This is a genomic window from Streptomyces sp. NPDC013457 (assembly GCF_043089925.1).
Lineage (GTDB): Bacteria > Actinomycetota > Actinomycetes > Streptomycetales > Streptomycetaceae > Streptomyces.
This window is the reverse complement of record NZ_JBICBL010000007.1, coordinates 435,607-460,520: the sequence shown is the minus strand read 5'-3', so window position 1 is coordinate 460,520 and position 24,914 is coordinate 435,607. Positions and strand designations below refer to the sequence as shown.

The window sequence follows — 24,914 nt, the reverse complement described above, 5'->3', positions numbered from 1 at the left end:
ACCCCACCTGGGTGCCGGGCCGCTCGCCGTGCTCACGGGGCGACGGGCTCCTCGACCGGCGAACGGCGGTACATCCGGGTCGCGGTGATCTCGCCGTGGACGGCCCCGTCCTCCGCGGTGGGCTGCGGAAGGCCCGGGCGCAGATGCTCCTCCACGCTGATGTACTTCAGCCCCGCCCGCAGGTCCGCGTCGTTGCGCAACCGGATGACGAGGGGGAACTCCGCGAGCGCGGTCGTGTCGAACAGACCGGTCGTGTACAGCAGCTGGACGCCTAGGGCGTCCGAGACGGCCCGCTGCAGTTCGAGGAGGTACGTGGCGTTGGCGCGGCCGATCGGGTTGTCCAGGAACAGCGTGCCCGCGTGACGGTGCTTGTCGCGCCCCCGGTCGTTCGAACGCAGCGCGGCCATCGTGCAGTACAGCGCGATGGCGGCGGTGAGGAGCTGGCCGCCGGAGAAGACGTCGCCCATCTGCCCGACCGGAACCCGCTCGGCCCGCAGCACGGCGTCCGGCTTGAGGATCTCCACCGCGATGCCCCGTGGTTCGAGCGCCGCCTGAACGCCCCGCAGGAGCAGGGACATGCCGTCGCGGCGCATGTCGGAGTTCTTCTTGACGGCGGCGCGGGTCGCCTCGTCGATGACCTCGCCCAGCCGCTCGGCGAGGGTGGCCTGGTCCGGCTCCTCGAAGCGGATGCGCAGGAACTCCTGGCCCGACCACTCGCCGAGCCCCTCGGGCAGCCGGGACAGCCGCTGCGCGGAGCGGAGCGTGGTCAGCGCGGACTCCACCAGCCCGCGCAGCCGGTCGACGATCGAGTCGCGGTTGCGCTCCAGCTGCTCCAGCTCGTCGGTGAGGACCCGCAGCCGGGGCGCGAAGGCCTCGGCCCACTTCGCGGCGTGCTCGGGGAGCGCGGCGGCGGGCAGTTCGCGGATCTGCTGGCGGGCGGGGGTGCGGACCTGCTCGTATCGGGTCGAATTCGCGTGCCGGACGAGGATGTCACTCGCCTCGCGGACGGCCGCGTCGGCCGCGGAGAGCTCGGCGGAGCAGGATCGCAGCGAACGGCGGGCCTCGGCGGCGGTCTGACGGGCCTCCTCCAACGTGCCGGGGTACGTCTCGGGCCCGTCCTCGTCGTCCTCCGCGTGGTCACGGAGGAGGTCGCGCAGGAGTCCCGCGGTCTCGTCGAAGCCGCTCGCGCCGTCCTCGGCGGCGCGGTGGGCGCGCAGGAGGCTCGCGTGCGCGGTGCGCGCGGCCTCCAGGGCGTCGCTTCGGGAGGCCAGTTCGGTGGTGGCGGTACGGAGCAGGGTCTGCGCCTGCTCGGCGTCGGCGGGGACCAGCTCGTCGGGGAGCTCGGTGTGCGCCGCGCCGTCCTCGGGGGCCAGCCGCTCGGCCTCGCCACGCAGTCGGCCGAGCTTCTCGCTCGCCTCGGAGGCGCGGGTCTCCAGCATCTGGACCAGAGCCTCGGCGCGGGCGGCGGCGGCCTGGCGGGACGGGCCGTCGGCGCCGTCGGTCGATTCCAGGAGCTGTTCCGCGCGGCTGCGGACCTTGTTGGTCAGGCGGTCCAGCTCGGCGAGCGCCGCCGACTCGTCGCTCTCCGCGCGCGCCTGCTCGGCGCGGAGGTCCGCGCCGACACCGACCTTCTCGTACAGCTGGGACGCGGCGCGGTACGCCTCGCGGAGGGTGGGGAGCGCGGTGCGCGGCGCGGCCGGGTCCTCCTCGGGGAGCTGGTCGGGTGCGCCGGCGATCTCGGCGCGCTCGGCACGCAGGGCGCGGGCGGTGCGGTGGGCGTCGTCGGCGGCACGCTGGGCGGCCCTGCGGTCCTCGTCGGCGGCGCGAGCGCGCTCCAGGCAGGTCTGGGCGCGGGCCTCGGACTCGGTGGCGTCGTCGGCCAGTTCGCGGAGCTTGGCCTGCCAGGCGGAGCGCTCGCGCAGGCGGAACGCGAGGCCCGCGAGGGCGTCGGCGGCGCGGCGGGCACGCTGGGCGGCCTCCTGGCGCTCGTCCCGTACGCGAGCGGCGTCGGCGGCGGCCTCGTCGGCCTCGGCCCGTACCGTACGGGCTTCGGCGAGGGTCTCCGCCGCGGCCTCGGCGGTCTCGCGGGCGGTGGCGGCGACGGCGGCCAGCTCGGCGAGCATGCCGGGCGGGCAGTCGGCCCGCCAGGAGCCGATCCGGGCGGCGAGGGAGCGGTCGCCGGTGAGACGGGCCGCGAGGTGGCGGATCTCCTCGTCGCGCGCGGCGGCGCGGGCGCGCAGGGTGTGCCGCTCCTCGTCGGCGGCGTGCTCGTCGTGCATGGCCGGGTTCGGCGGGACGAGGAAGACATCCTGGTCCCCGCCGGATTCCGTACTCGGTACGGGGGCGAGCAGCGCGGCGGCCGTGCCGACGGCGACGGTGGAGCGCGGCAGCAGGGCGGCCGTGCTGAGCACCTCGCGGGCGCGGGTGTACGAGACGGGGTCGGTGATCACGACGCCGTCGACCAGCTCGGGGCGGGCGGCGAGAACGGCCGCGTGGTCGGCGGGGTCGACGGCCTGGGCGAGGTAGCGCCAGCCGGGGAGGGCGGGGACGCCCTGCTCACCGAGGTACTCGACGGTGGCCAGGACGTCCGGGCCGGGCGGAAGGAGTCCGCCGTCGCCGAGCGCGCCGAGGATGCGGGAGTCGTCGGCGGCTGCGGTGCGCAGGTCGAAGAGCTGGCGTTCGGCGGAGGCGATGGACTGGTCCAGGAGCCGGCGCAGTTCGTCGGCGTTCCGGTCGAACTCGGTGACGGTGAGCGGGCCGTGGTCCGCCAAGGGGCCGGTCGCGTCGACGGGACCGGAGGCGGCGCCCGGGGCGGTGTCCCCGTCCGGGTCCTGTCCGGGCTCGCCGCGACCGTCAGCGGCCTGCGAGCCCCCGGGGGCCGAGGCCGTGGCGGTCTCCCCCGCGCGCTGGCCCGGCAGCGGGGACGTCGGCCGGGGCGGCAGGCTCAGGAGTTCGGCGAGGCGGTCGTCGGTCGCGAGGGACTCGGCGGCACGGCGCTCGGCGTCGTAGGCGTTCTCGGCGGCCTCGGCGGCGTCCGTGGCACGGGCCGCGGCGAGCTCGGCGCGGGACTCGGCGGCGGCGGCCTCGCGGGCGCGGTCGGCCGCCGCGCGGGCGGCTTCGCGGGCCGCGTCCCAGGCGGCGACCGTGGTCTTCTCGGCGTCGCTCGCGGCGAGGGCCGCGCGGGCCGGGTCCGCGTCCGGGGCGGTGTCGTCGAGCCAGCCGGCCCGTACCGCCTCGGCGGTCTCCTGCTCGACCTCGGCGAGGCGCTGGCGGAGGTGTCCGGCCTCGCTGCGGGCGCGCTGGGCCTCGGTGGCGGCGGCGGTGGCGTCGCGGTGGGCGGTCTCGCCGGTCTCCTGGAGTGCCGCCGAGCGCTCCTCCTCCTCGGCGGCGTGGCGCTCGCCGTCCTCCGCGGCGGCGTGCAGGGCCCGTACGAGATCGGCGGCGGCCTTGGCGCGGGCGGCGAGGGCGGGGGCGGCGTCGCGCTCGGCCTCGCGGATGGCGGCGGCCACGCGCGCGGAGCGGTCGCCCGCCGCCCGGTGCCGGAGCACGGCCTCGGCGGCCTGCCAGGCGGAGTGCAGCGTACGGGCGTCGGTGAGCTCGCGCCGCTGCGAGGCGGCGCCCTTCTCGGCGACGGTCAGGGCCAGGGAGGCGTGCCGGTAGGCCAGTTCGGCCGCGACGAGGGAGCTGCGGCCACGGCCCGTCTCGGCCTCGGAGACGGCATGGGCCGCCGAGGTGACCTGCTGGGCGAGTTCGGCGGAGCGGACGCGCTCCTCGGTGGCGCGCGCGGAGAGCCGGCGGGCGAGCGTACGGGTGCGGCGCTCGGCCCCGGCATGCACGTCACGCGCGCGTGCCCGGGTCTCGGCGGCCTCCACGATGCGGCCGAGGAGGTCGACGGAACCGGCGGTGAAGTCCCGTTCCGCGGTGAGTTCGGCGCGGCGTCCGAGCTTGTTGCCGAAGCCGCTGACGAGGTCGGCGAGCCCGTCGGTGTCACGGGTGTCCGTGACGGCCCGCAGAAGCAGATCGGTGAAGTCGGAGTCCTTCTTGACCGCGAAGAGGCCGGCGGCCTCGCCCTCGTCGGCGTTCATCTCGCGCTGGTAGCGGAAGAGTTCGGGGTCGAGGCCCAGGTCGCCGAGGTGTTCGTTCCAGCGGTCGTGGATCTCCTCCCAGGAGACCTCCAGATGCGGGTACGCCTTGCCCGCCTCCGTGAGGGCGTCCCGGAAGCCCTTCATGGTGCGGCGGCGGCCCTGGGCGCCGGAAGCGCCCTCGACCGGCGGGCGGACGGACGTGGCCTCGGCGACCGGCAGGTTGTCGAGGCTGAGGCCCGGGCCGGGGCGGAAGGAGTACCAGGCCTCGGCGAACTTCCGCGGGTCGTTGGAGACCTGGCGCCCGCGCCACTCGCTGGCCTTGCCGACGACGACCAGCTCGCCGGTGAGGGTGTGCTGCCATTCCAGGGCGACATGGCCGCAGTCGTCGGCGAGGAGGAACTTGCGCAGCACGCCGGAGCTGGCGCCGCCGAGGGTGTTGCGGTGACCGGGGAGCATGACCGAGAAGATCAGCTTGAGGAGTACGGACTTGCCGCCGCCGTTCTCCAGGAAGAGCACGCCGGCGGGGGCGGGGCGGCGCGGCGGGCCGACCGGCTCCTCCTCGAAGAACTCCGCCTGGGTGGGGGCGGGGTGGGGCACGGGGGCGCCGACTCCGCGCAGGTCCAGGACGGTGTCGGCGTAACGCGCACCGGCGGGACCGATGGAGTAGAGGCGGACCCGGGACAACTCGTACATGGCGGCGGACTCTCGTCGACTGGTTCTGTGATTACGCGGGGCGGTTACGCATGGAACGGGAGGCCGGCGTCGGCGGCGAGCTCCAGGTCGTCGCCGTCGGGCGGCGGCAGGAGGGTCGCGGAGCCGTCGCTGACCGGTACGACGCCGAGGTCGAGCAGCTCGGCCATGGCGGCGCTGCCGGCCATGTCGCGGACCTGGAGCTGGTAGCGGGCGGTGGTGCGGTAGGCGCCGCCCGCGTCGTCGCCGGTGCGCTGCAGGAAGCCCGAGTCGGTGAGAAAGGCGACGGCCTTGCCGACGATGCCGGTGGTGGAGCCCGCGAGGCGGCGGGCGTCCTTGGTGGCGCCGGTGGAGCTGCGGCGGGCGTAGATCCGCCAGGCGGCCTCCAGGCCGGGGGCGTCGGAGGCGGGGTCGGTGTTCTCGCCCTGCTGCTCGGCGCGCTCCTCGAGGCGGCGGCAGGCCTGGCGTACGAACGCGTCGACGCCGTTCACGGTGAGGCGGCCGATGTACCCGTCGTCGGCGAGGTCCTCGGGCCGGGGGAACGCCATGGCGGCGACGGCGAGGTGGGCGAGGCCGTGCAGGAAGCGGTCGGCGGAGTCGGTCGAGGCGCGGCGGGCGTAGTCGCCCATGCGGACGGCGAAGACGGAGTCCTCGCCGGCGGTGACGGCCATGCCCGCGCGCGGGGAGACCTCCAGGACGACGAGTCCGAGTCCGGTCGCGACGGCGTCGGCGAGGCGCGCGAAGGCGGGGTCCTCGCGATAGCGCCGGAGCAGCTCGGTGTACTCGGCGTCCCGGGCGGGCAGCAGCTTGGGCTGCAGTCCGAACGACACGAGCCGCGCGGCGTCGGCCGCGTCTGCGGGCGTGACGGGCGCGGTGGCGCCGTGCGGTGCGGCTGCGTGCGGCGCGGTGGGGCTGTGTGGTGCGGGGGCGGTGTGCGGGGGCTCCGGCTCGCTCCACGCGTCGGCGTGCTCGGCGTGGTGTTCGCTCACGGCTGGGGCTCCTCGGGAGGGCTGGTCGTCGGTGGTGCGGTGGGTTCGGGGCGGGGCAGCGGAAGGCGGACCGGTGTCACGCTCACGGCGCGCCGCCGGGGCGGGGTCTGGGCACCGGCCTCGGGCGCACGGGCCGGGGTGAGCCGGACGGCGCGCACGTACGGGGCGGGGCTCCGCCGGCCTGGCACGGCTGGGCGCGCCGGTGCGGGCGATGCCGAGGCGGAGGCAGGGGCCGGTGGCGGTGCCGGGGCCGGGGCAGGCGCCGTGGCCGGGGCGGAGGCAGGGGCCGGTGCCGGGGCGGAGGCCGGGGCAGGCCCCGTGGCCGGGGCTGAGACGGCGGCGGAGGCCGGGGCCGGGGCGGAGGCCGAGGCCTTGGCCGGGGCCGGTGCCGGGGCGGGCGCAGGTGCCGCGGCGGGCGCCGGTGCCGCGGCGGACGCAGGGGCGTCTCCCGGGAGCGTGTCCACGGGTGCCTCCGCTTCCACCGCCGCGGGGCCCTCCGCCATGGGCACGCCCTCGGGGCGCGCCGGCGGGACCGGCGGCGGCTCGGACACGACGTCCGGCGTGGCGTCCGGCAGCGCGCCGGACACGGCGTCGGGCGACGCCTGGTCGGTGGTCATGAGGCCTCCGTGCGGTCCGCTGCCATGCCCAGCGCGTCCAGGAGCGCTGTGCCCACTATCAGGTCTGCGCCGCCGAACTCAGGGTCGTCGAGCTGCGTGCCGTCGTCGACTGCGAAGAGCAGGCGCTCCTCACCCTGGCGGTACGCCGTTCCGACCGGCGGGCTCGCCGCGTGGACGGCGAGCAGGGCGACCAGGTAGGGAAGGTCGGGGTCGCGCAGGCGGGCCTCGGCGAGCAGCCCGGAGAGCCGGCGCGGGGCGTCGTGCTCCAGGTCGAGCAGCTCCATGGCGCTCGCCAGCTGCTCCTCGCTGAAGCGGCTGTCGTCGGGCGTGGCGATCAGGTCCGGCTCGGGCATCTCCGCGCCGAGGTGCTCACGCTCGACGGGCGGAGTGAGGAGCATCTCGACGAGGTCGCCCACGCGCACCGAGGCCGGGGTGCGCAGCCCTGTGCCGCGCGCGAAGAACGCGTCCGTGACCTTGGTCGCCTGCTCGACGGGGAGCGGCAGGATCGGCGCGACGAGCTGTCCGTACAGGTCTACGCCGGTGTACGAGGTGGGCGCGGCGAACGCCTGCCGGTCCTGCTCCGCCCGGAAGAGCGGGCCCGCCTCCAGGAGGCGGGACTGGAGCTGGGTATGGCGGCGGATGCAGTCCTTGACGATGTCGACGAGCTCGGCTGCGCGGCGCTTGTGCTCCGGCTCCTCGGCCTCGTCTCGGGCCTTGCGGATGTTGGTGAGGATCGCGTTCTCGTGGCGGTAGCGGTCGGCGACGTGGTCGAGCGCCTCGGCGATCATGTCCGGGACGGCCTGCAGCCAGTCCACCGCGCGGACGTTGCGGCGGGTCGCCTCCAGGGTCTTGCGGAGGGTCTCGGCGTACTGCACGGTCCGGTACCGCGCCTGCTCGGCGGCGAGCTGGGCGTCGGCGAGCCTGCCGCGGCTGATCAGGACCTCCAGCTTGACCTCGGCGGCGATCTGGGCGGAGGTGACGTCGGTGTCGAGGGCGCCGACCAGGACGTTGACCGCTTCGTCCGTCGTACGGAGGTAGACCCCGCCGCCGTAGCCGGGGACCTCTTCGATCAGCTTGAAGTCGTAGTCGCGGCGGATGTAGACGCCGTCGGCGCCGAACGTGCCGTACACCGCCCGGAAGCCGCGGTCCACGCTGCCGACGTTGATCAGGTTCTCGAGGACCCAGCGGGCCACGCGCTCGTGCTCGGCGGCGGGGCGGGTGGGGGCCTGGGCGGCGACGCGGGGCAGGAGGCGGGCGACGATCTGCTCGTGATCGGCGCCCGTGTCGAAGTCCATGTTGAGTGTGACGAGGTCGATGGCGGCGAGGGCGACCTCGGCCATCGCGTAGACCGAGTACTCACCGGCGAGGTTCGCCTTGCGGGTGTCCAGGTCGTGCAGCGGGGCGGTGCACGCGAGCGCGCGAAGCCGCCGCGCGAGCCCTTCGTCGGCGGCCGGACCCTGCGCAGGCCGCGGCCCCGCGCTGAGCTGGGGCGGAACGAAGTCCGTCGAGGCAGGCGAAGTCACGGTGCACAGATTAGGTCCTCGAACTGACAACGGTCGAAACGGCGCAGATGCGACCCCGCCGGGTGACGGGACGTGGTAGCGCGGCGGCGACCCGTCCGGACGCCCGCCGCTCAGGCCGCGCGCCTCTCAGGCTCCGGGGGGCCGCTCAGGCCCCGGGGGCCTCCGGCTGCTCGACGGCCTTCGCGTACGCCTCGACGATCCGGGTGCGGGAGTCGTCGAGGTAGCGGCCCAGCAGGCGTTCCGCCGTCGCACGGTCACCGGCGCGCAGTGCGTCCAGAATCTTCCGGTTTCGTACGAGATAAGGCTCATGGAGGCCACGCGGGTCGTCCACGGTGTGGAAGGCGAGGCGGAGTTCGGCGAGAACACCCCGCATCAGTTCGTCCGTGCGGGCGCTGCCGGCCAGGGCGACCAGTTCGCGGTGGAAGTGGATGTTGGCCGTGGAGACGCCCTTCCAGTCCTCCGTACGCGCCGCCTCCACGCCCTCCTCGACCGCGGCTGCGAGACCGTCCAGGTCGAACGGCGGCTCCCCGAGGCCTCGGACGACGGCGCATTCGACGAGACGGCGGGTGCGGTAGATGTCGGCGACGTCGTCGACGGCCAGGACCCGGACGAAGACGCCCCGGTTGAGCTCGTGGACGAGCAGCCGTTCATGCGTGAGCAGGCGGAACGCCTCGCGCAGCGTGTTCCGGGACACGCCGAGCGCGCCGCCGATGCTGTCCTCGGAGAGCCGGGTGCCGGGCGGGAAGAAGCCCTCGGCGATCCGGGTGCGCAGGATGTCCGCCACGCGTTCCGCCGTGCTGGTCCGCCCGAGCAGCGCCCGGTCGTCCGCGAGTCCGCCGATTCCGCCCACCGCGCCCCGATCCTTTCGTCGTCCGCGCCGAGTCAATACCAGGTCCCTCAGGGACACAAGAACGTGACGACACACCTCTTGTCGGATCGTTGAACGATCCTCTACGTTGACGACACCGCACGGTCCTCCAGCACGTCACTCAGCACGCCTCCTCCCCCTCTGCGAGGTGCACATGAGCACGACACAGACCAAGCAGCAGACCCAGGGCGAACAGTCCGACGACACGGGCGCGTTCGCCTGGCTGCGCGCCCTCGGGCCGCGCGGCAGGCGCGCCTTCGGCGGCGCGTTCGGCGGATACGCCCTGGATTCCTACGACTTCTTCACGCTGCCGCTCTCGATGGTGGCCATCGCCGCCTACTTCAGCCTCGACAAGGGCCAGACCGGTCTGCTGACCACGGTCACCCTGGTGGTCTCGGCGATCGGCGGTGCGCTGGCCGGCATCCTGGCCGACCGCATCGGGCGCGTGAAGGCGCTGATGATCACCGTCGCGACCTACGCGCTCTTCACCGTCCTGTGCGGCTTCGCGCCCAACTACGAGACCCTGATGCTCTTCCGCGCCCTCCAGGGCCTGGGCTTCGGCGGCGAGTGGGCGGTCGGCGCGATCCTGGTCGCCGAGTACGCCTCGGCCAGGCACCGGGGCCGTACTCTCGGCGGCATCCAGAGCGCGTGGGCGGCCGGCTGGGCGCTCGCGGTGATCGTGTACACCCTCGTCTTCGCGTTCGTCGACCCCGACGTGGCCTGGCGGGTCATGTTCTGGACGGGCGCCCTGCCCGCACTGCTCGTGGTGTACGTCCGCAGGAACGTCGAGGACGCCCCGCAGGCCGCCGAGATCCGGCGCACCGCCACCGAACGCGGTTCCTTCACCGCCATCTTCAAGCCGTCCCTGCTGCGCACGACGCTCTTCGCGGTGCTGCTCTCGACCGGCGTCCAGGGTGGCTACTACACCCTCGCCACCTGGGTCCCGACCTTCCTGAAGACCGAGCGGGGCCTGACGGTCGTCGGCACCGGCGGCTATCTGACGTTCCTGATCTCCGGGGCCTTCATCGGCTATCTGACCGGGGGCTACCTCACGGACCTGCTCGGCAGGAAGAAGAACATCGCGCTCTTCGCCGCCCTGTCGGCGCTCTCCGTCCTCGCCTACACGAACATCCCGTCCGGAGCGAACACGCTCCTCCTCGTACTCGGCTTCCCGCTCGGCTTCTGTATGTCGGCCATCTTCAGCGGGTTCGGCTCCTTCCTCGCCGAGCTGTACCCGACGGCGGTACGGGGAACGGGCCAGGGCTTCACGTACAACACAGGCCGGGCGGTGGGCGCGGTCTTCCCGACCCTGGTGGGCTTCCTCGCCGAGAGCTGGGGCGTCGGCGGCGCGCTGGTCTTCGGGGCCATCGGCTACGGCCTGGCGGTGCTCGCCCTGCTCGGCCTGCCGGAGACGCGCGGAAGGGAACTCGTATGACGTCGACGGCGGTTCCCGACCCGCGTACGGCACGCGCGCGTGCACGTGCGGGATCCACCTCCCCCACGGCCGGCTGGGCGCCCGTGACCGCCTCGCACCCTCCGTTCGCGATCACCCACGCGCCGGGCCGGACGCTCGTCACCGACGTCCGCGACAGCGCGTACCGCGTCGCCTCCTGAGACCAGACACAGCGCATCGCCGTACGACCGGAAGGAAGGGACCATGACGGGGGACTCGATCGACCTCAACGCCGACCTCGGGGAGGGCTTCGGCCGCTGGACGCTCACCGACGACGAGGAGCTGCTCTCCGTCGTCACGAGCGCCAACGTGGCCTGCGGCTTCCACGCCGGGGACGCGGTCACCATGCGCCGCGTCTGCGAGCTCGCGGCCGCGCGGGGCGTCCGGATCGGGGCCCAGGTCTCGTACCGCGATCTGGCCGGCTTCGGGCGCCGCTCGATGGACGTCCCGGCGGACGAGCTGGCGGCCGAGGTCGCGTACCAGATCGGCGCGCTGGACGTCTTCGCCCGCGCCGCCGGATCGAGGGTCTCGTACGTGAAGCCTCATGGCGCGCTCTACAACCGGGTGGTGCGCGACGAGGAACAGGCGGCGGCGGTCGTCGACGGGGTGCTGCTCGCGGGCGGCGGGCTGCCGGTCCTGGGGCTGCCCGGCTCGCGGCTCCACGACGCCGCGGGGAAGGCGGGGCTGCGGGTGGTCGCCGAGGCCTTCGGCGACCGGGCGTACACGGCGGACGGCTCCCTGCTGCCACGGGGGCAGGAGGGGGCGGTCGTCACCGACCCGGCGGAGGTCGTCGAACGCTCGGTGTCCATGGCCCGGTTCGGGGTCGTGACCGCGCACTGCGGGACGTCGGTCGCCGTACGGGCGCGCTCGCTCTGCCTGCACGGGGACACCCCGGGCGCGGTGGGTCTCGCCCGGCGGGTGCGCGCCGAGCTGGAGGCGAGCGGCGTCGGGGTGGAGGCGTTCGCGTGAAGGCGCGGCGCGTGTTCCGGGTGGGCGAGCGGGCGCTGCTCGTCGAGCTGGGGAGCGGTACGGAGACGGAGGCGTTCCACGCCGAGCTGCTCCGTCGGCGCGCGGGCGGTGCGCTGCCGCCCGTACGGGAGATCGTGCCGGCGGCGCGGACGGTGCTGCTCGACGGGGTCGACGCGCCGGACCTCCTTGCGGGCCAGTTGCGGGAGTGGACGATTCCGCCGCTCCACGCGCGCGTGGAGCGGGCCGTGGAGGTCCCGGTCCGCTACGACGGTCCCGATCTGACCGAGGTGGCCGCGCTGTGGGGAGTGTCCGTGGAGACGGCGGTACGGATCCACTCGGCGACCGAGTTCCGGGTCGCGTTCTGTGGGTTCGCCCCCGGCTTCGGCTATCTGACCGGTCTCGGCGATCCGTACCAGGTGCCGCGCCGGGCTACCCCGCGTACGTCCGTCCCGGCCGGTTCGGTGGCGCTCGCGGGGCCGTACACGGGCGTGTACCCCCGCTCCTCGCCCGGCGGCTGGCAGTTGATCGGCTCCACGGACGCGGTCCTCTGGGACGCGGGGCGCGAGCCCGCCGCGCTCCTGACGCCCGGTGCGCTGGTGCGTTTCGTGGTGGAGAGCCGGTGACCGATCGTGCTGTCGCCGTCGTACGGTCCGGAGCGCTGGCCACCGTGCAGGACCTCGGGCGGACCGGGTACGCGCATCTGGGCGTGCCCCGCTCGGGGGCGCTGGATCCGGGCGCCGCGCGGCTGGTGAACCGGCTGGTGGGCAATCCGGAGGGGGCGGCGGTCCTGGAGACCACGGTCGACGGGTGCGCGGTGCGGCCCCGGTGCGCGGTCACCGTCGCCGTGGGCGGCGCGCCGTGCCCGGTCACCGTCGACGGAAGGCCGGTCGCCTGGGGCACGGCGGTACGGGTACCGGCGGACGCCCTGCTCGACGTCGGCCGGGCCGTCCGTGGGCTGCGCGCGTACGTGGGGTTCGGCGGCGGGATCTCCGTCGACCCCGTCCTCGGCAGCCGCTCCACCGACCTGCTGTCCGGGCTGGGCCCGGCGCCGCTGGCGGACGGGACCGTGCTGCCGCTGGGAGCGGAATCGGCCGTACGGGGGTCGGTCGACGCTCCTCCGTGGCCGGGCCCGCCGGACGAACTCGTCCTGCGGGTCCGGTTGGGCCCGCGCGACGACTGGTTCACCCGTGGGGCGCTCCACACCCTGGCCACGCGCGCGTACCGGGTGTTCACCGCCTCCAACCGCATCGGCCTGCGCACCGAGGGCCCGCCTCTGGAGCGGGCGATCACCGCCGAACTCCCCAGCGAGGGCATGGTCCTGGGCGCGGTGCAGGTGCCTCCGGACGGACGTCCCGTGGTCTTCCTCGCCGACCATCCGACGACCGGCGGCTACCCGGTGATCGCGGTGGCCCGGGAGACCGACCTCGCCGCGGCGGCACAGGCGGCACCGGGGACGGTCGTCCGGTTCGTACCGACGGGCTGCTGATCCCCCGCGCGCCCGTCCCGACGGCGAGCCCCGTCAGGGTGGGGGCCATCGGAGTGGCGGGCCGTCAGGGTGGCGGGCCGTAGCCTCCGCCGCCGGGGGTGCGGAGGAACAGGACGTCGTCCGGGGCTACGTCGGTGGTGTCGACACCGGCGAGGTGTTCGACGGTTCCGTCGGCGCGTTCGACGAGGTTCTCGCCGCGCGCGCCCGGCTCTCCGCCGGCCATGCCGTACGGCGGGACCCGGCGGTGGCCCGTCAGCAGGGCGACCGTCATCGGTTCGAGGAAGCGGATCCGGCGTTCCACGCCCTCTCCTCCGGGCCATCGGCCGCGCCCGCCGCTCTCCTTCCGTAGCGCGAAGGAGTCCACCCTGACCGGGTAGCGCCACTCCAGGATCTCGGGGTCCGTGAGCCGGGAGTTTGTCATGTGGGTCTGGACGGCGTCCGCGCCCTCGAAGCCGTCGCCGGCGCCCGAGCCGCTCGCCACGGTCTCGTAGTACTGCACGCGCGCGTTGCCGAAGGTGACGTTGTTCATCGTGCCCGAGCCCTCGGCCTGGACACCGAGGGCCGCGTAGAGGGCGCCGGTGACCGCCTGGGAGGTCTCCACGTTCCCGGCGACCGTCGCGGCCGGGTAAGAGGGCGCGAGCATGCAGCCGGCCGGTACACGGACTTCCAGGGGCTCCAGGCAGCCGCTGTTGAGCGGGATGTCGTCGTCGACGAGGGTGCGGAAGACGTACAGAACCGCGGCCATGACGACGGAGGTGGGCGCGTTGGCGTTGCCCTCCTGCTGTGGCGACGTGCCGGCGAAGTCGAGGACGGCGGAGCGGCGTTCGCGGTCGACGCGGACGGCCACCTGGATGACGGCGCCGCTGTCCGTCTCGTAGCGGTACGAGCCGTCCCGCAGCCCGGCCACGATCCGCCGTACGGACTCCTCTGCGTTGGCGCGCACGTGCCGCATGTAGGCGTGGACGACGTCCAGGCCGAACTGGTCGACCATTCTGCGCAGTTCCTCGATGCCCTTCTCGTTGGCGGCGATCTGCGCGCGGAGGTCGGCGAGGTTGGTGTCCGGGTCGCGGGAGGGGTACCGGGCGCCGGTGAGCAGCGCCCGGGTCTCCTCCTCGCGCAGCCGCCCGTCCCGTACGAGCAGCCAGTTGTCGAAGAGGACGCCCTCCTCGTCGACGGTCCGGCTGAAGGCCGGCATGGACCCGGGGGTGATGCCGCCGATCTCCGCGTGGTGACCGCGCGAGGCGACGAGGAAGAGCAGCCGGTCACCGGAGTCGGCGAAGACCGGGGTCACCACGGTCACGTCCGGCAGGTGGGTACCGCCGTGGTACGGGTCGTTGATCGCGTAGACGTCGCCGGGGCGCAGGGAGTCGCCGCCCCGCCGCAGGACCTCCTTGATGGACTCGCCCATGGAGCCCAGGTGGACGGGGATGTGGGGCGCGTTGGCGATGAGGTTGCCCTCGGGGTCGAACAGGGCGCAGGAGAAGTCGAGCCGCTCCTTGATGTTGACGGAGTGGGCGGTGTTCTCCAGACGTACGCCCATCTGCTCGGCGATCGCCATGAAGAGGTTGTTGAAGACCTCCAGGAGGACCGGGTCGACGTCGGTGCCGACCGCCACGCGCGCCGGGCGGGGTGTCGCGCGGGTGAGGACGAGGTGTCCGCCGTCGCCTGCGGTGGCCTGCCAGCCCGGGTCGACGACGGTGGTGGCGTCGGCCTCGGCAAGGATCGCGGGCCCCGTGAGGGTCTCGCCCGGGCGCAGGTCCTCGCGGCGGTGGAGGGGGGTGTCGGCGGCGGCACGGCCGCTGTGCATCCGTACGGTCGACCGGGGCTCGGGCTCCGCGGACCGATTCCCGGTGCGCTCCCCCGTCTCGACGGCCACGGGACCGTGCGGTCCGGCGAGCCCCACGGCCTCGACGGAGACGGCCTCGACGACCAGGGGCCGGTCCATGGTGAAGGCGTACCGCGCGCGGTGGACGGCCGTGAACGCCGCGCGCATCTCCGCCGCGGGGGCGAGGTCGACCTGCAGGCTGGCGTCGGTTCCGGAGTAGCGCAGCAGCACGCGCGCGTGGGTGGTGATCGCGGAGTCGGGCAGCCCGTCGGCGCGCAGCTCCTCCGTGGTGCGCTCGGCGAGTTCGTCGCAGAGTGCCGTCACGCGCGCGTGCGTCCCCTCCGCGTCGAGTTCGGCCTCGACCGACTGCTCGCGCATGGCCGTGGCGTCGGCGAGCCCGATGCCGTACGCCGAGAGGACGCCGGCTAGCGGCGGTACGAGGACGGTGTCGACGCCCAGCGCGTCGGCGACGGCGCAGGCGTGCTGGCCGCCCGCGCCTCCGAAGCTGGTGAGGGCGTAGCGCGTGACGTCGTGGCCGCGCTGGACGGAGACCTTCTTGACCGCGTTGGCCATGTTGAGCACGGCGATCTCCAGGAAGCCGGCGGCCACCTCCTCGGGGGTGCGGCCGCCTCCGATCTCCTGGGCGAGGGCGGTGAACTTCTCCCGCACGACGGTGTCGTCCAGTCGCTGGTCGCCGTCGGGTCCGAAGACGGCGGGGAAGTGGGCGGGCTGGACGCGGCCGAGCATCACGTTGGCGTCGGTGACGGTCAGGGGGCCGCCGCGGCGGTAACAGGCGGGGCCGGGGACGGCGCCCGCGGAGTCGGGGCCGACCCTGTAGCGCTGTCCGTCGTAGTGCAGGACGGAGCCGCCGCCCGCGGCGACGGTGTGGATGTTCATCATCGGCGCGCGCATCCGTACACCCGCGACCTGTGTACCCAGTTCACGCTCGAACTCGCCCGCAAAGTGCGACACATCGGTGGAGGTGCCGCCCATGTCGAAGCCGATGACCCGGTCGAACCCCGCCTGTCCGGCCGTGCGGGCCATGCCGACGACGCCGCCGGCGGGGCCGGACAGGACGGCGTCCTTGCCACGGAAGTGGGCGGCCTCGCGCAGCCCTCCGTTGGACTGCATGAACATCAGCCGGATTCCGGCGAGTTCGCGGGCCACCTCGTCGACGTAGCGGCGCAGGATCGGGGAGAGGTAGGCGTCGACGACGGTGGTGTCCCCGCGCGGCACGAGCTTGATGAGCGGGCTGACCTCGTGGGAGCAGCTGACCTGGGTGAAGCCGAGTGCACGGGCACGGTCGGCGATCCGGCGCTCGTGGTCGGGGCTGCGGTAGCCGTGCATGAGGACGACGGCGGCGGAGCGGTAGCCGTCGCGGTGGGCGGACCGCAGCTCCTCGGCGACGGCGTCCTCGTCGAGCGGCCGCACCACCCGGCCCTGGGCGTCGACCCGCTCGGGGACCTCGACGACGCGCTCGTAGACGGCCTCGGGGAGCACGATGTGGCGGTCGAAGAGCCGGGGCCGGTTCTGGTAGGCGATCCGCAGGGCATCGCGGAAGCCCTGGGTGACGAGGAGGACGGTCGGCTCGCCGCGCCGCTCCAGGAGTGCGTTGGTGGCGACGGTCGTCCCCATCTTCACGACGGCGATCCGGTCGGCGGGCACGGGCTCGTCGGGGCCGAGTCCGAGGAGGAGACGGATTCCGGCGACGGCCGCGTCGTGGGGGCGGGCGGGGTCGTGGGAGAGGATCTTGCGGGTGACCAGCCGCCCGTCGGGCCGCCGGCCCACGACGTCGGTGAACGTGCCGCCACGGTCGATCCAGAACTCCCAGCGCCCTGTCATTCCCCCATTGTGGCCACCGGCGCGTCCAGGGACAGGGCCGCGAGTGCGGCGGCGAGGGCGTTCTCGGCCCGCAGGTCGAGCCGGACGTCGGTGCCGCCCGCCCAGTGCCGCAGCTCGGAGCCCGCCAGGTGCAGGAGCTGGGGCAGGAGGTCGTGGCAGCGCCGCACCACCCATCCGGTGCCGGCGGTGGCGAGCCAGACCAGCGCCTCCGTACGGGTGGGCGGCGGCTGTTCGGGATCGGGCGAGGGCGCCGTGCCGTGGGCGAGGCCCCGCGCGGCGAGGAGCGCGTGGAACCGCGCGGCGATCGCCCGGTGGCCGCGCTCGCCGGGGTGGAGCCGGTCGGCGCTCCACAGGGCCCGGTCGTCGGTCCAGATGCGGTCGGCGAGATGGAGGTGGACGGCGTCGTGGCGGGCGGAGAGGGCGTGGACGAGCGTGTTGACGGCCTTCTGGCGCCGGGCGAGCGGGCGGGCGAGCGGCGGCGGGAGGCCGAGCATCCGGCCGGGGTCGGGCAGGCAGGCGGTGAGGAGGACGGCTCCGCTCGCGCCGAGGTCCGCGCAGACCCGGTCGAGCCGGCGGGCGAGCTGTTCGATGTCGAAGGTGTGGCGCAGGGTGTCGTTGACGCCGACGACGACGGAGGCGAGGTGGGGGCGGAACGCCACGGCCTCGGGTGACTGCTGTTCGGCGACCTCCCGGCTCTGGGCGCCGCTGATCGCGAGGTTACGGAATTCGAGGTGCTGCCCGGGTCCGGCGAGCCCGGCGGCGAGCAGCGCGGCCCAGCCGCGCCAGGTGCCGTCGACGCGGTCGCCGACGCCCTCGCTGAGGGAGTCCCCGAGGACGGCGAAGCGGAGCGGTGCGGGCGGCGCCGGAGGGGTCCTGGGGCCGCGACGGGGCGTGGGGATGGCGTCCGCTCGGGGGTGGCCGGTCTGGGGCAGGAGGACGGTGCCCACCTCGGATACCGGATCCGATACCGGAGCGATTGGATCCAATGTCGAGGTGATCGGATCCGACGCCGGGAGGATTGGATCCGATATCCAGGCGGTGGGATCCGATGTACGGGCAGCGGAATCCGGCGCCTCGGTGATCGGATCCGAAGTCCGCGCGGCATCCGGCTCCGAGGCGCCCGGCTCCGCCGGCCTGCCCCAGCACTCCGGGCTGTCCGCCGCCGCAGGGAGTGCGGTCGTCATGTCCGCACCCCCTGCGGCGGAACGCGGATCGCGGCCGGGGCAGCGTCGTGGGCGTCGAGGAACGCGGCGATGGAGCGGTCCCAGCCGAAGAGTTCGGCACGCGCGCGTGCCGCCGCGCGGCGGGGCTGCTCCGGACGGTCGAGAACCGACCGGACGGCCTCCGCGAAGGAGGCCGCGTCGTCCGTGGCACAGGCGCCCGCGTCCCCGATGACCTCGGGGAGCGCGGAGGAGGCGCTCGCGACTACCGGGGTCCCGCAGGCGAGTGCCTCCAGGGCCGACAGACCGAACGTTTCAGCAGGCCCGGGGGCCAGGCAGAGGTCGGCGGAGGCCTGGAGGTCGGCCAGGGTCTCGCGGTCGTCGACGTGCCCCAGGAAGCGCACCGGGAGCCGCTCCTCCCACGCCCGCCGCTCCAGGGCACCCCGCAGCGGCCCCTCTCCCGCCACGGCGAGCGCCGCGCGCACCCCCTGGCCGCGCAGGTGCGCGAGCGCGTCCAGGGCGGTTCCGGGCCTCTTCTCCACGGAGAGCCGGGAGCACATCAGCAGTAGCACCCGCTCGCCGTCCGCGTGCTTGGCCCGCAGGACGGTGCTGCGCCGCCCCGGTCGGCATCGGTCCAGGTCCACGCCGAGCGGCGCGCGCAGCACGTTGCGCGCCCCGATCCGTACGAACTCCCGCTCAGCCCACTCGGTCGTGCACACGACTCGCGCATACGCCCACGCCGTCCGGCGGTTGAGCCGGTCGGCGGCGCGGGCCGCGGCGGCCGGGGGCACGCCCCAGGTCCGCAGGACGCCGTCCGCCGTCTCGTGGGAGACCATCACCGAGGGCACCCTGGCGCGTCGCGCCCACTCCCCCGTCCAGCGCAGGGTCGTGCGGTCGGAGACCTCGATGCGGTCGGGGGCGAGCTCCTCCAGGATCCGGCGGACACGGCGCCGGTCTGCGAGGACGCGGTAGCCGCCCGTGGCGGGGAGCACGGGTCCGGGGAGGGTGATGATCCGCCCCTGATCGGTGAGCCGGTCGCTCTCCACGTCTCCGGGGACGATCAGGACGGGTTCGTGCCCGGCGGCGAGGTAGCCGCGGCCGAGCTGTTCCAGGGCGGTCCGCAGGCCCCCCGAGGTGGCGGTGACGAAGTTGGCGAGCCGCACGATGCGCAGGGGCCGGGGTATCGCGGGGCCTCTCATGCCGCCACCGCCGTCCGCTCGCGCAGGACCTCCAGGTAGTGGCCGATCAGCTCGTCCCCGACGGCCTCCCAGGTCCGGCCCTCGACGGCCGCCCGGCCCGCCCGCCCGTAGGCGGCGCGCAGGGCCGGCGCCTGGGCGAGCGCGGCGACGGCGTCCCGTAGCGCGATGGTGTCGTCCGGCGGTACGAGGAGACCGGTCCGGCGGTGGTCGACGAGGTCCAGCGGCCCTCCGGCGGCCGGCGCGACGACGGGGACGCCGCTGGCCATCGCCTCCTGGACGGTCTGGCAGAAGGTCTCGTACGGGCCGGTGTGCGCGAACACGTCCAGCGAGGCGAAGATCCGCGCCAGGTCGTCGCCCGTGCGCCGGCCGAGGAACCGGGCTCCGGGCAGGGCGGCGCGCAGCGCCGGCTCGCTCGGGCCGTCGCCGACGACCACGACCCGCACGCCGGGCAGACCGCACACACCGGACAACAGCTCGACCCGCTTCTCCGGGGCGAGGCGGCCGATGTAGCCGACGACGAGTTCGCCGTCGGGGGCGATTTCGCGGCGAAGGCCGTCGTCGCGCAGCTCGGGCCGGAAACGGTCGGTGTCGACACCGCGCCGCCAGAGCCGGATACGGCCTATGCCGTGCGTCTCCAGGTCGCGCGCGGCTGCGGTGGACGGCGCGAGGGTGCGGTCGGCGGCGCCGTGGACGGCCCGCAGCCGGCGCCAGGCGGCGCCTTCCCCAGCGCCCATGTAGGTGCGGGCGTAACCGGCGAGGTCGGTCTGGTAGACGGCGACGGCGGGCAGCCCGAGCCGGGTCGCGGCGGCCATGCCGCGTACGCCGAGCACGAACGGGCCGGCCAGGTGGACGACGTCGGCACGGTGCGCGGCGATGGCCGTGGCGAGGCGGCGGCTGGGGAGGGCGACGCGCACCTGGGGGTAGCCGGGCAGCGGCAGGGACGGTACGCGCACGACCGGGCAGGGCGCGTCGGCGTCGGGGGTGTCGGTGGCTCCGGCGACGGCCGGGGCGATGACGAGCGGGTCATGACCGCGGCGGACGAGGTGGCGCGCGGTCTGCTGGGCGCAGTGCGCCACACCATTGACATCGGGAGGGAAGGATTCGGTGACGATGACGACACGCATACCGGTGTTGTCGTCGTGTCCGGCGTGTTCCCGCCGACATGCATCTGGACGCCCGGGGAACGTCCCATGAGCGTTTGCCCTCGGGTCGGGCGGCGCCGTACGCACGCGTCGCGGGCGCCTTGGTCCCCTCCGGGGACGGTGCCGTCCCAGGGCGGTGGGGCCTGCGTACCCCGCCGGCAGCTGCCGCCGGAGGGGGCCTGCGTGCCCCGCCTGTGTGCCCCGTCGGCGTGCCCCGCCCGCGTACCCCGCCGGGACCCTCGTCGTCCACCCTGCACGGGGCCCCGCGAGCCCGGCCCTGGCGCCCACACGTCAGGGCGCCGGGACCGCGGACCGCCCCTGAGGCCGAGGTCCGACGGCTCCGGGGCCCGGGGTCGTACCCGAGGCTCGGACCGGACCCGAGGCTCGGACCGGACCCGAAACCCGGCGCCGGCCCCGAAGCCCGGAGGCCCGACTCGCCCCCTCGCCGTACGCCAGGCCCGACTCCAGAGCGTGATCAGACCTGGAGGTCCGGGCCTATCCGGTTGCGGACCGCCGTCTGGACCTCGGCCTCCTCGGCCGGGTCGACGGCGAGCCGCCGCAGTCGCTCCGCGACGCGGACGTCGCCGGTCTCGGCGTGCAGCGCCGCGACCTCACGCGTGGTCTCCTCGCAGTCCCAGAGGCATTCGACGGCGAAGCCCGTCGGGAAGGTCGGGTCGGTGGCCGCGAGGGCGCGGGCGGTTCGGCCCCGGAGCTGGGAGGAGGCGGTCTCCCGGTAGACGTGACGCAGTACGGGCGCGGCGCAGGCGATGCCGAGGCGCCCGGCGCCGTCGACCAGCGTGTAGAGGGCGGTCGCGTCGGGACCCGCGGACCGGACGGTCTCGCGCAGGGCTCCGAGCACGAGCGTGGCGTCCTTGGCCCCGCCCCGGCAGGCGAGGACGCCCGCGGCGGCGGTGCCGAGCGCGTCGGGCCGGTGGACCCAGCCGCGGGCACGGTCGACGGCGGCCTCGCCGCACATCCGCTCGAAGGCGGCGACGGCGGCCTCGGAGACCGTACGGGAGTCGCTGCCGGCCGCGGCCTCGATCAGGTCGAGGACGGCGGGATCGCGAGACTCGGCGAGGTAGTGAAGGGCGGCGCAGCGCGCCCCGTCGGGGCCGCGGCGGGCGGCCTCGACGATCAGCGGCCGGTCCTCGGGTCCCGCGACGGCGGTGAGGCAGCGGGCGGCGGGCCCGTGCAGCACGGCACCGCGCTCCAGGCCTTCCTGCGCCCAGTCGAAGACCGCCTGGACGCTCCAGCCCGGGCGGGGCCCGCTCGGCCGCATCTGGCGCTGCCAGCGGTCGAAGGAGCCTCGTTCCTGTGCGGCCCTGACCCGGGCCCCGACGGCCTCGCGCCGGTCCTCGGCCCACAGCCGCCACGGGCGGGGCTCGAAGGCGTCCCGTACGGCGGTCGACAGCTCGGCGTCGCCCTCCGGGCCGGCCGGGAAGCGGGCGAGGACGGGCAGGGCGAGGGAGCGAAGGCCCGCGTCGTCGTCGCGCAGGGCGAGCTCGTCGAGGGCCCACGCCCAGTTGGTTCCGGTCGCGGCGTACCGCCGGAGCAGCGCCAGGGCGTCCTGGCGGCCGTAGGAGGCGAGGTGCCCGAGGACGGCGAGCGCGAGCCCGGTCCGGTTCTCCTCGGTGTCGATGTGGTCCTCGGCGCCGAAGAGGTGGGCCTCGATCTCCTCGAGCCCGCCGGCGAGATCGAGGTAGAGCCGTGCGTAGTAGAGGGACCGGTTCTCGACCTGCCAGTCGTGGCGGGGGTCGCTGAGAACGCAGTGGTTCAGGGCCGCGAGGGCCTCGGCACGGGGGGCGGCGAGCGCGTGCAGGGTGCCGTCGCCGCGGCCCCTCTGCAGCAGGCCGAGCAGGGTGCCGCTCGGCGCTATGACTGGATCGAACATGGAAGACGCCTCACATCAAGCTGTCGACACGACCGGAAGTACGGGGCACTGGTGATCGCCTAGGCCGCGCAGCAACATGTCGAGCCGCCCGTGTTCCTTCGCTTGGTGTTGACCATCTTCCTCTGCCTCTCGTCGGTGGCCCCTTGCGGGCCCGACGTCATGATGACCCAGCCATTTCGCCACCGCGACCACATTTACGACACCGCTCCCACCTGGGGTTCAGTGTCCGTTCACCCGGATCTCGCCCCGATCTCCACCGGGACCTCACCGGGCGCCGAACAGCTCCAGGAGTTCTGCCTTCCCAAACATCCGAGCAGTATCCACGGCGGACGGAGTCCCCGCTTCCGGATTTGCGCCGCCGGCCAGCAGCGCGCGGACCACGGCGTCCTCTCCCTTGAAGACCGCACCCGCGAGCGGGGTCTGTCCGCGGTCGTTCGCGCGGTCGCCGTCGGCACCCCGCGCCAGCAGGGCGGTGACCGCGTCGGCGTGCCCGTGGTAGGCGGCGAGCATGACGAGCGAGTCGCCCCGGTCGTTGGTGAGGTTCGCGGGGACACCCGCGTCGACGTAGGCGGCCAGCGCCTCGGCGTCCCCGGTGCGCGCCAGGTCGAAGACCTTGCTCGCCAGCTCGACGACCTCGGGGTCCGGAGTCTCGCTCATGGGACGTTCCCGCCTCTCTCTCCACGCAACTGTGACGCCCGCACGGCATCCGCCGCCGTACGAGTGAATCGACAGGGTACTGCCCGTCCGGCGACATGACGCGGGGCGTCCACGGCAAAGATCACCGCAGCTCATCCGGGACGCGAGCGCCTCCCGCGCTAGCGCGCGCGGCGCGTTTCGCCACCCGGGCGACACCTCCGCATCCGCCAGTCAAGTGAAATCGCCCAACATTCACCCATATGCACCTTTAATCGCATAGATACTTGCTGTGAACCTGGAAGGACTCATGGTGACTGTCCCCTCAACCAGGAGAACACCTCATGATCCTGTCCATCTCAGGCGTGGTCCTGCTCGGCATCATCTGCTTCCTGTTCTTCAAGAAGGACGGGATGAAGGCGTCCCACGCCCTCGTCAGCGCGCTGTTCGGCTTCTACCTCGCGGGCACCGCCATCGCCCCGAGCATCACCGCAGGCGGCCAGAGCCTCGCCAGCCTCTTGGGCGGGATCAAGTTCTGACGCCCGACAGTCCCTTCCACAACTCCAGGAGTACGACGTGGCCCGGCGACCACTCCCCCGCATTCTGAGCAGCGGCAGCGACCGGATCGCTCGCAGTCGAGAGATCGCGCGCACGGCCGCCGACAGCGCCACCGATGTGCTCCATCCGCTGATCACGATCACTCGTGGTCTGCGGAGGCTGGCCGCGACCGCGCGTGCCAGGTGGGCCGCGACCCCCAAGGAGCGGCGCGGTCCCACGCTGCTCCTGGTCGCGGCCTGCGTCCTCGTCGTCGCGCTCGTCCCCTACGGTCCGCTGCTCGCCCTCGTCACGGTGATGGGGGCGGCCGCGTGGACGGGCCGCGAGCGCCCGGTCGTCAAGACCGGGCCCGACGACTCGGAGATCGAACGCCTCAAGGGCCTCTACGAGGCCCTGGTGCCCTACTTCTCGGTCCCCGAGGACCCCGCTCCCCTCTTCGCCCACGGGGGCGACTGGAGCGGCGCCTTCGGGGACCACGCCTTCGACGAGAGCGGGCGCCTGACGCGCCTGCGGATCAGGTACCCCGCGTACTTCACCGACGGCGAGGCCGCCTCGCGCGCCCGGATCGAGCAGCTGCTGCACGCCAAGTCGGGGCGCGGCCGCGAGTATCTCTTCGACTGGGACGAGGAGGGCAACCAGCTCGTCATGAGCGTGCTGTCCGCCCTGCCCACGACGATCGCCGCCCAGCGGTTCGTCACCGTGCCCGGCGAGACCGTCCTCGGCTTCACCGACGCCGACGCCGTGCAGCGGACCGTGCCGGTCCTCTCCTCCGACGGGGAGGAGGACGCGCCCTCCGTGATCTGGCGGACGGGTCCGCGCTCCACCGAGCCGCACCTGCTCGCCGTCGGCCAGCCCGGCAGCGGCACGACCTCGCTGCTGCGCTCCGTCGCCCTGCAGGCCCTGCCGCACGGCGACGTCCTGATCGTCGAGGGCAGCGGCACCGGCGAGTACGCCTGTCTGACCGGCCGCACCGGTGTCCTGGCCGTCGAGTGCGGTCTCGCGGGCGCGCTGGCGAGCCTGGAGTGGGCGGCGCACGAGACGGAGCGGCGGCTCATCGCGGCGAACCGGGCCCGGCAGGCGGGCCGCCCGGCCCCCGACGACACCCGGCGCCCGCTGTGGATCCTGCTCGACCGGCCGAGCATCCTCGGTCACCTGGCGGCGGCCGACGGGCGGCCCGACCCCCAGGAGCTCCTCCAGGTGCCGCTGCGGCACGGACGGGCCGCGCAGGTCACGGTGGTGGTGGCCGAGCAGTTCGACAGCGTGGACACGCTGAGCGAGACGGTACGGACGCACACCCGCGCCCGGGTCGTGCTCGGCCCCGCGTCGCCCGAGCAGATCGAGTGGGTCCTCGGCACCACCCCCCACACCACGCCGGTCCCGGTCGTCCCCCCGGGCCGTGGCTACGCCCGCCTCGGTACGGGGCCGGTCCTGCGGCTTCAGGTGCCGGCGACGCCGGACCCGTACGACGACGCGACGAGCGAGACGCACCGCCAGGCCGTCCTGGCGCTCCTGCCGGAGCGCCTGGACGCGACGGCGACGGCGGTCCCGGCGGCCCCCGGCTCGGCACCGGAACCGCAGTCGGAACCGGCGCACGAACCGGCGTCCACGACGAAGCCGTCGGCCCCGGGGCCCGCCCTCGACCTCGGCCCGGCGCCGAGCCCGGTCCCGGCCGAGGGCTGACCGCACGCCGAGCCCCCTGAGGGCGTCACGGTTCCGCTGGGGCGGTGGGGTCTCCCACCGCCCCAGCGGTACGAGTGCCCCACGCGCGGGCACCCCCAAGCGCAGGTCGCGCCACGCGGAGGCACACCGCCGCTCAGGTGGCCCCACTCTCTGGCGCACCCACACGCAGGTCGCCCCACACGCAGGTCGCCCCACGCGAAGGCGCACCCACGCGCAGGCACGTCCCACGCAAGAGCGCACCCACGCGCCGGTGGCCCCCCGAGCAGATGCCCCCACACGCAGGTCGCCCCACGCAAAGGCGCACCCA

18 protein-coding genes are annotated in these 24,914 nt (G+C 74.6%); 7 read left to right on the top strand and 11 right to left on the bottom strand.

Going from position 1 to position 24,914, the window contains the following annotated elements; genetic code table 11:
- Positions 1–32: 32 nt before the first annotated feature.
- The 5 genes from ACF1G2_RS21655 to ACF1G2_RS21635 form a co-directional block, all read right to left on the bottom strand.
- On the bottom strand, positions 33–4,778 hold the full coding sequence (locus ACF1G2_RS21655) for a hypothetical protein (RefSeq protein ID WP_391799817.1): 4,746 nt from the start codon (positions 4,776–4,778) through the stop codon (positions 33–35).
- A 44-nt stretch (positions 4,779–4,822) separates the two neighbouring features.
- Positions 4,823–5,764, bottom strand: coding sequence for a hypothetical protein (locus ACF1G2_RS21650; protein ID WP_391799816.1), 942 nt, complete (start codon positions 5,762–5,764; stop codon positions 4,823–4,825).
- On the bottom strand, positions 5,761–6,381 hold the full coding sequence (locus ACF1G2_RS21645; protein WP_391799815.1) for a hypothetical protein: 621 nt from the start codon (positions 6,379–6,381) through the stop codon (positions 5,761–5,763). Before ACF1G2_RS21645 ends, ACF1G2_RS21650 begins: the two co-directional genes overlap by 4 nt.
- Positions 6,378–7,904 (bottom strand): hypothetical protein, encoded by a 1,527-nt coding sequence (locus tag ACF1G2_RS21640; protein WP_391799814.1) that lies wholly within the window; start codon positions 7,902–7,904, stop codon positions 6,378–6,380. The genes ACF1G2_RS21645 and ACF1G2_RS21640 overlap by 4 nt, the downstream gene beginning before the upstream one ends.
- A gap of 145 nt (positions 7,905–8,049) precedes the next feature.
- Positions 8,050–8,754 carry a GntR family transcriptional regulator gene (locus ACF1G2_RS21635; protein WP_391799813.1) on the bottom strand — a complete coding sequence of 235 codons (705 nt, stop codon included), beginning with the start codon at positions 8,752–8,754 and terminating at the stop codon, positions 8,050–8,052.
- A 172-nt stretch (positions 8,755–8,926) separates the two neighbouring features.
- Between ACF1G2_RS21635 and ACF1G2_RS21630 the strand changes: the two genes are divergently transcribed.
- The 5 genes from ACF1G2_RS21630 to ACF1G2_RS21610 are packed head-to-tail and all read left to right on the top strand — an operon-like array spanning position 8,927 to position 12,680.
- Positions 8,927–10,207 carry an MFS transporter gene (locus ACF1G2_RS21630; protein ID WP_391799812.1) on the top strand — a complete coding sequence of 427 codons (1,281 nt, stop codon included), beginning with the start codon at positions 8,927–8,929 and terminating at the stop codon, positions 10,205–10,207.
- Entirely contained in the window at positions 10,204–10,386 is a 183-nt protein-coding gene (locus ACF1G2_RS21625) for a hypothetical protein (RefSeq protein ID WP_391799811.1), read from the top strand. Before ACF1G2_RS21630 ends, ACF1G2_RS21625 begins: the two co-directional genes overlap by 4 nt.
- Positions 10,387–10,429: 43 nt before the next feature.
- Entirely contained in the window at positions 10,430–11,194 is a 765-nt protein-coding gene (locus ACF1G2_RS21620) for a LamB/YcsF family protein (protein WP_391799810.1), read from the top strand.
- Positions 11,191–11,817 (top strand): allophanate hydrolase subunit 1, encoded by a 627-nt coding sequence (locus ACF1G2_RS21615; RefSeq protein WP_391799809.1) that lies wholly within the window; start codon positions 11,191–11,193, stop codon positions 11,815–11,817. The genes ACF1G2_RS21620 and ACF1G2_RS21615 overlap by 4 nt, the downstream gene beginning before the upstream one ends.
- Positions 11,814–12,680: a biotin-dependent carboxyltransferase family protein gene (locus ACF1G2_RS21610; RefSeq protein ID WP_391799808.1), complete on the top strand. Its 867-nt coding sequence runs from the start codon at positions 11,814–11,816 to the stop codon at positions 12,678–12,680. Before ACF1G2_RS21615 ends, ACF1G2_RS21610 begins: the two co-directional genes overlap by 4 nt.
- A gap of 64 nt (positions 12,681–12,744) precedes the next feature.
- Here the strand turns inward: ACF1G2_RS21610 and ACF1G2_RS21605 are convergent, their stop codons facing one another.
- The 6 genes from ACF1G2_RS21605 to ACF1G2_RS21580 form a co-directional block, all read right to left on the bottom strand.
- Positions 12,745–16,347 carry a hydantoinase B/oxoprolinase family protein gene (locus ACF1G2_RS21605; RefSeq protein ID WP_391799807.1) on the bottom strand — a complete coding sequence of 1,201 codons (3,603 nt, stop codon included), beginning with the start codon at positions 16,345–16,347 and terminating at the stop codon, positions 12,745–12,747.
- A complete protein-coding gene (locus ACF1G2_RS21600; RefSeq protein WP_391799852.1) occupies positions 16,344–17,246 on the bottom strand; it encodes an SGNH/GDSL hydrolase family protein in 903 nt (300 codons plus the stop codon). The genes ACF1G2_RS21605 and ACF1G2_RS21600 overlap by 4 nt, the downstream gene beginning before the upstream one ends.
- Positions 17,247–17,527: 281 nt before the next feature.
- Positions 17,528–18,706 (bottom strand): glycosyltransferase, encoded by a 1,179-nt coding sequence (locus ACF1G2_RS21595; RefSeq protein WP_391799806.1) that lies wholly within the window; start codon positions 18,704–18,706, stop codon positions 17,528–17,530.
- Positions 18,703–19,830 carry a glycosyltransferase family 4 protein gene (locus ACF1G2_RS21590; RefSeq protein ID WP_391799805.1) on the bottom strand — a complete coding sequence of 376 codons (1,128 nt, stop codon included), beginning with the start codon at positions 19,828–19,830 and terminating at the stop codon, positions 18,703–18,705. The genes ACF1G2_RS21595 and ACF1G2_RS21590 overlap by 4 nt, the downstream gene beginning before the upstream one ends.
- A 493-nt stretch (positions 19,831–20,323) precedes the next feature.
- Positions 20,324–21,739, bottom strand: coding sequence for a HEAT repeat domain-containing protein (locus ACF1G2_RS21585; protein WP_391799804.1), 1,416 nt, complete (start codon positions 21,737–21,739; stop codon positions 20,324–20,326).
- Between the two features lie 264 nt (positions 21,740–22,003).
- A complete protein-coding gene (locus ACF1G2_RS21580) occupies positions 22,004–22,396 on the bottom strand; it encodes an ankyrin repeat domain-containing protein (protein WP_391799803.1) in 393 nt (130 codons plus the stop codon).
- Between the two features lie 320 nt (positions 22,397–22,716).
- Here ACF1G2_RS21580 and ACF1G2_RS21575 point away from each other — a divergent pair, with 320 nt between their 5' ends.
- A complete protein-coding gene (locus tag ACF1G2_RS21575) occupies positions 22,717–22,911 on the top strand; it encodes a hypothetical protein (protein WP_046907412.1) in 195 nt (64 codons plus the stop codon).
- Positions 22,912–22,948: 37 nt separating this feature from the next.
- Positions 22,949–24,607, top strand: coding sequence for a hypothetical protein (locus ACF1G2_RS21570; RefSeq protein WP_391799802.1), 1,659 nt, complete (start codon positions 22,949–22,951; stop codon positions 24,605–24,607).
- Positions 24,608–24,914 lie beyond the last annotated feature (307 nt).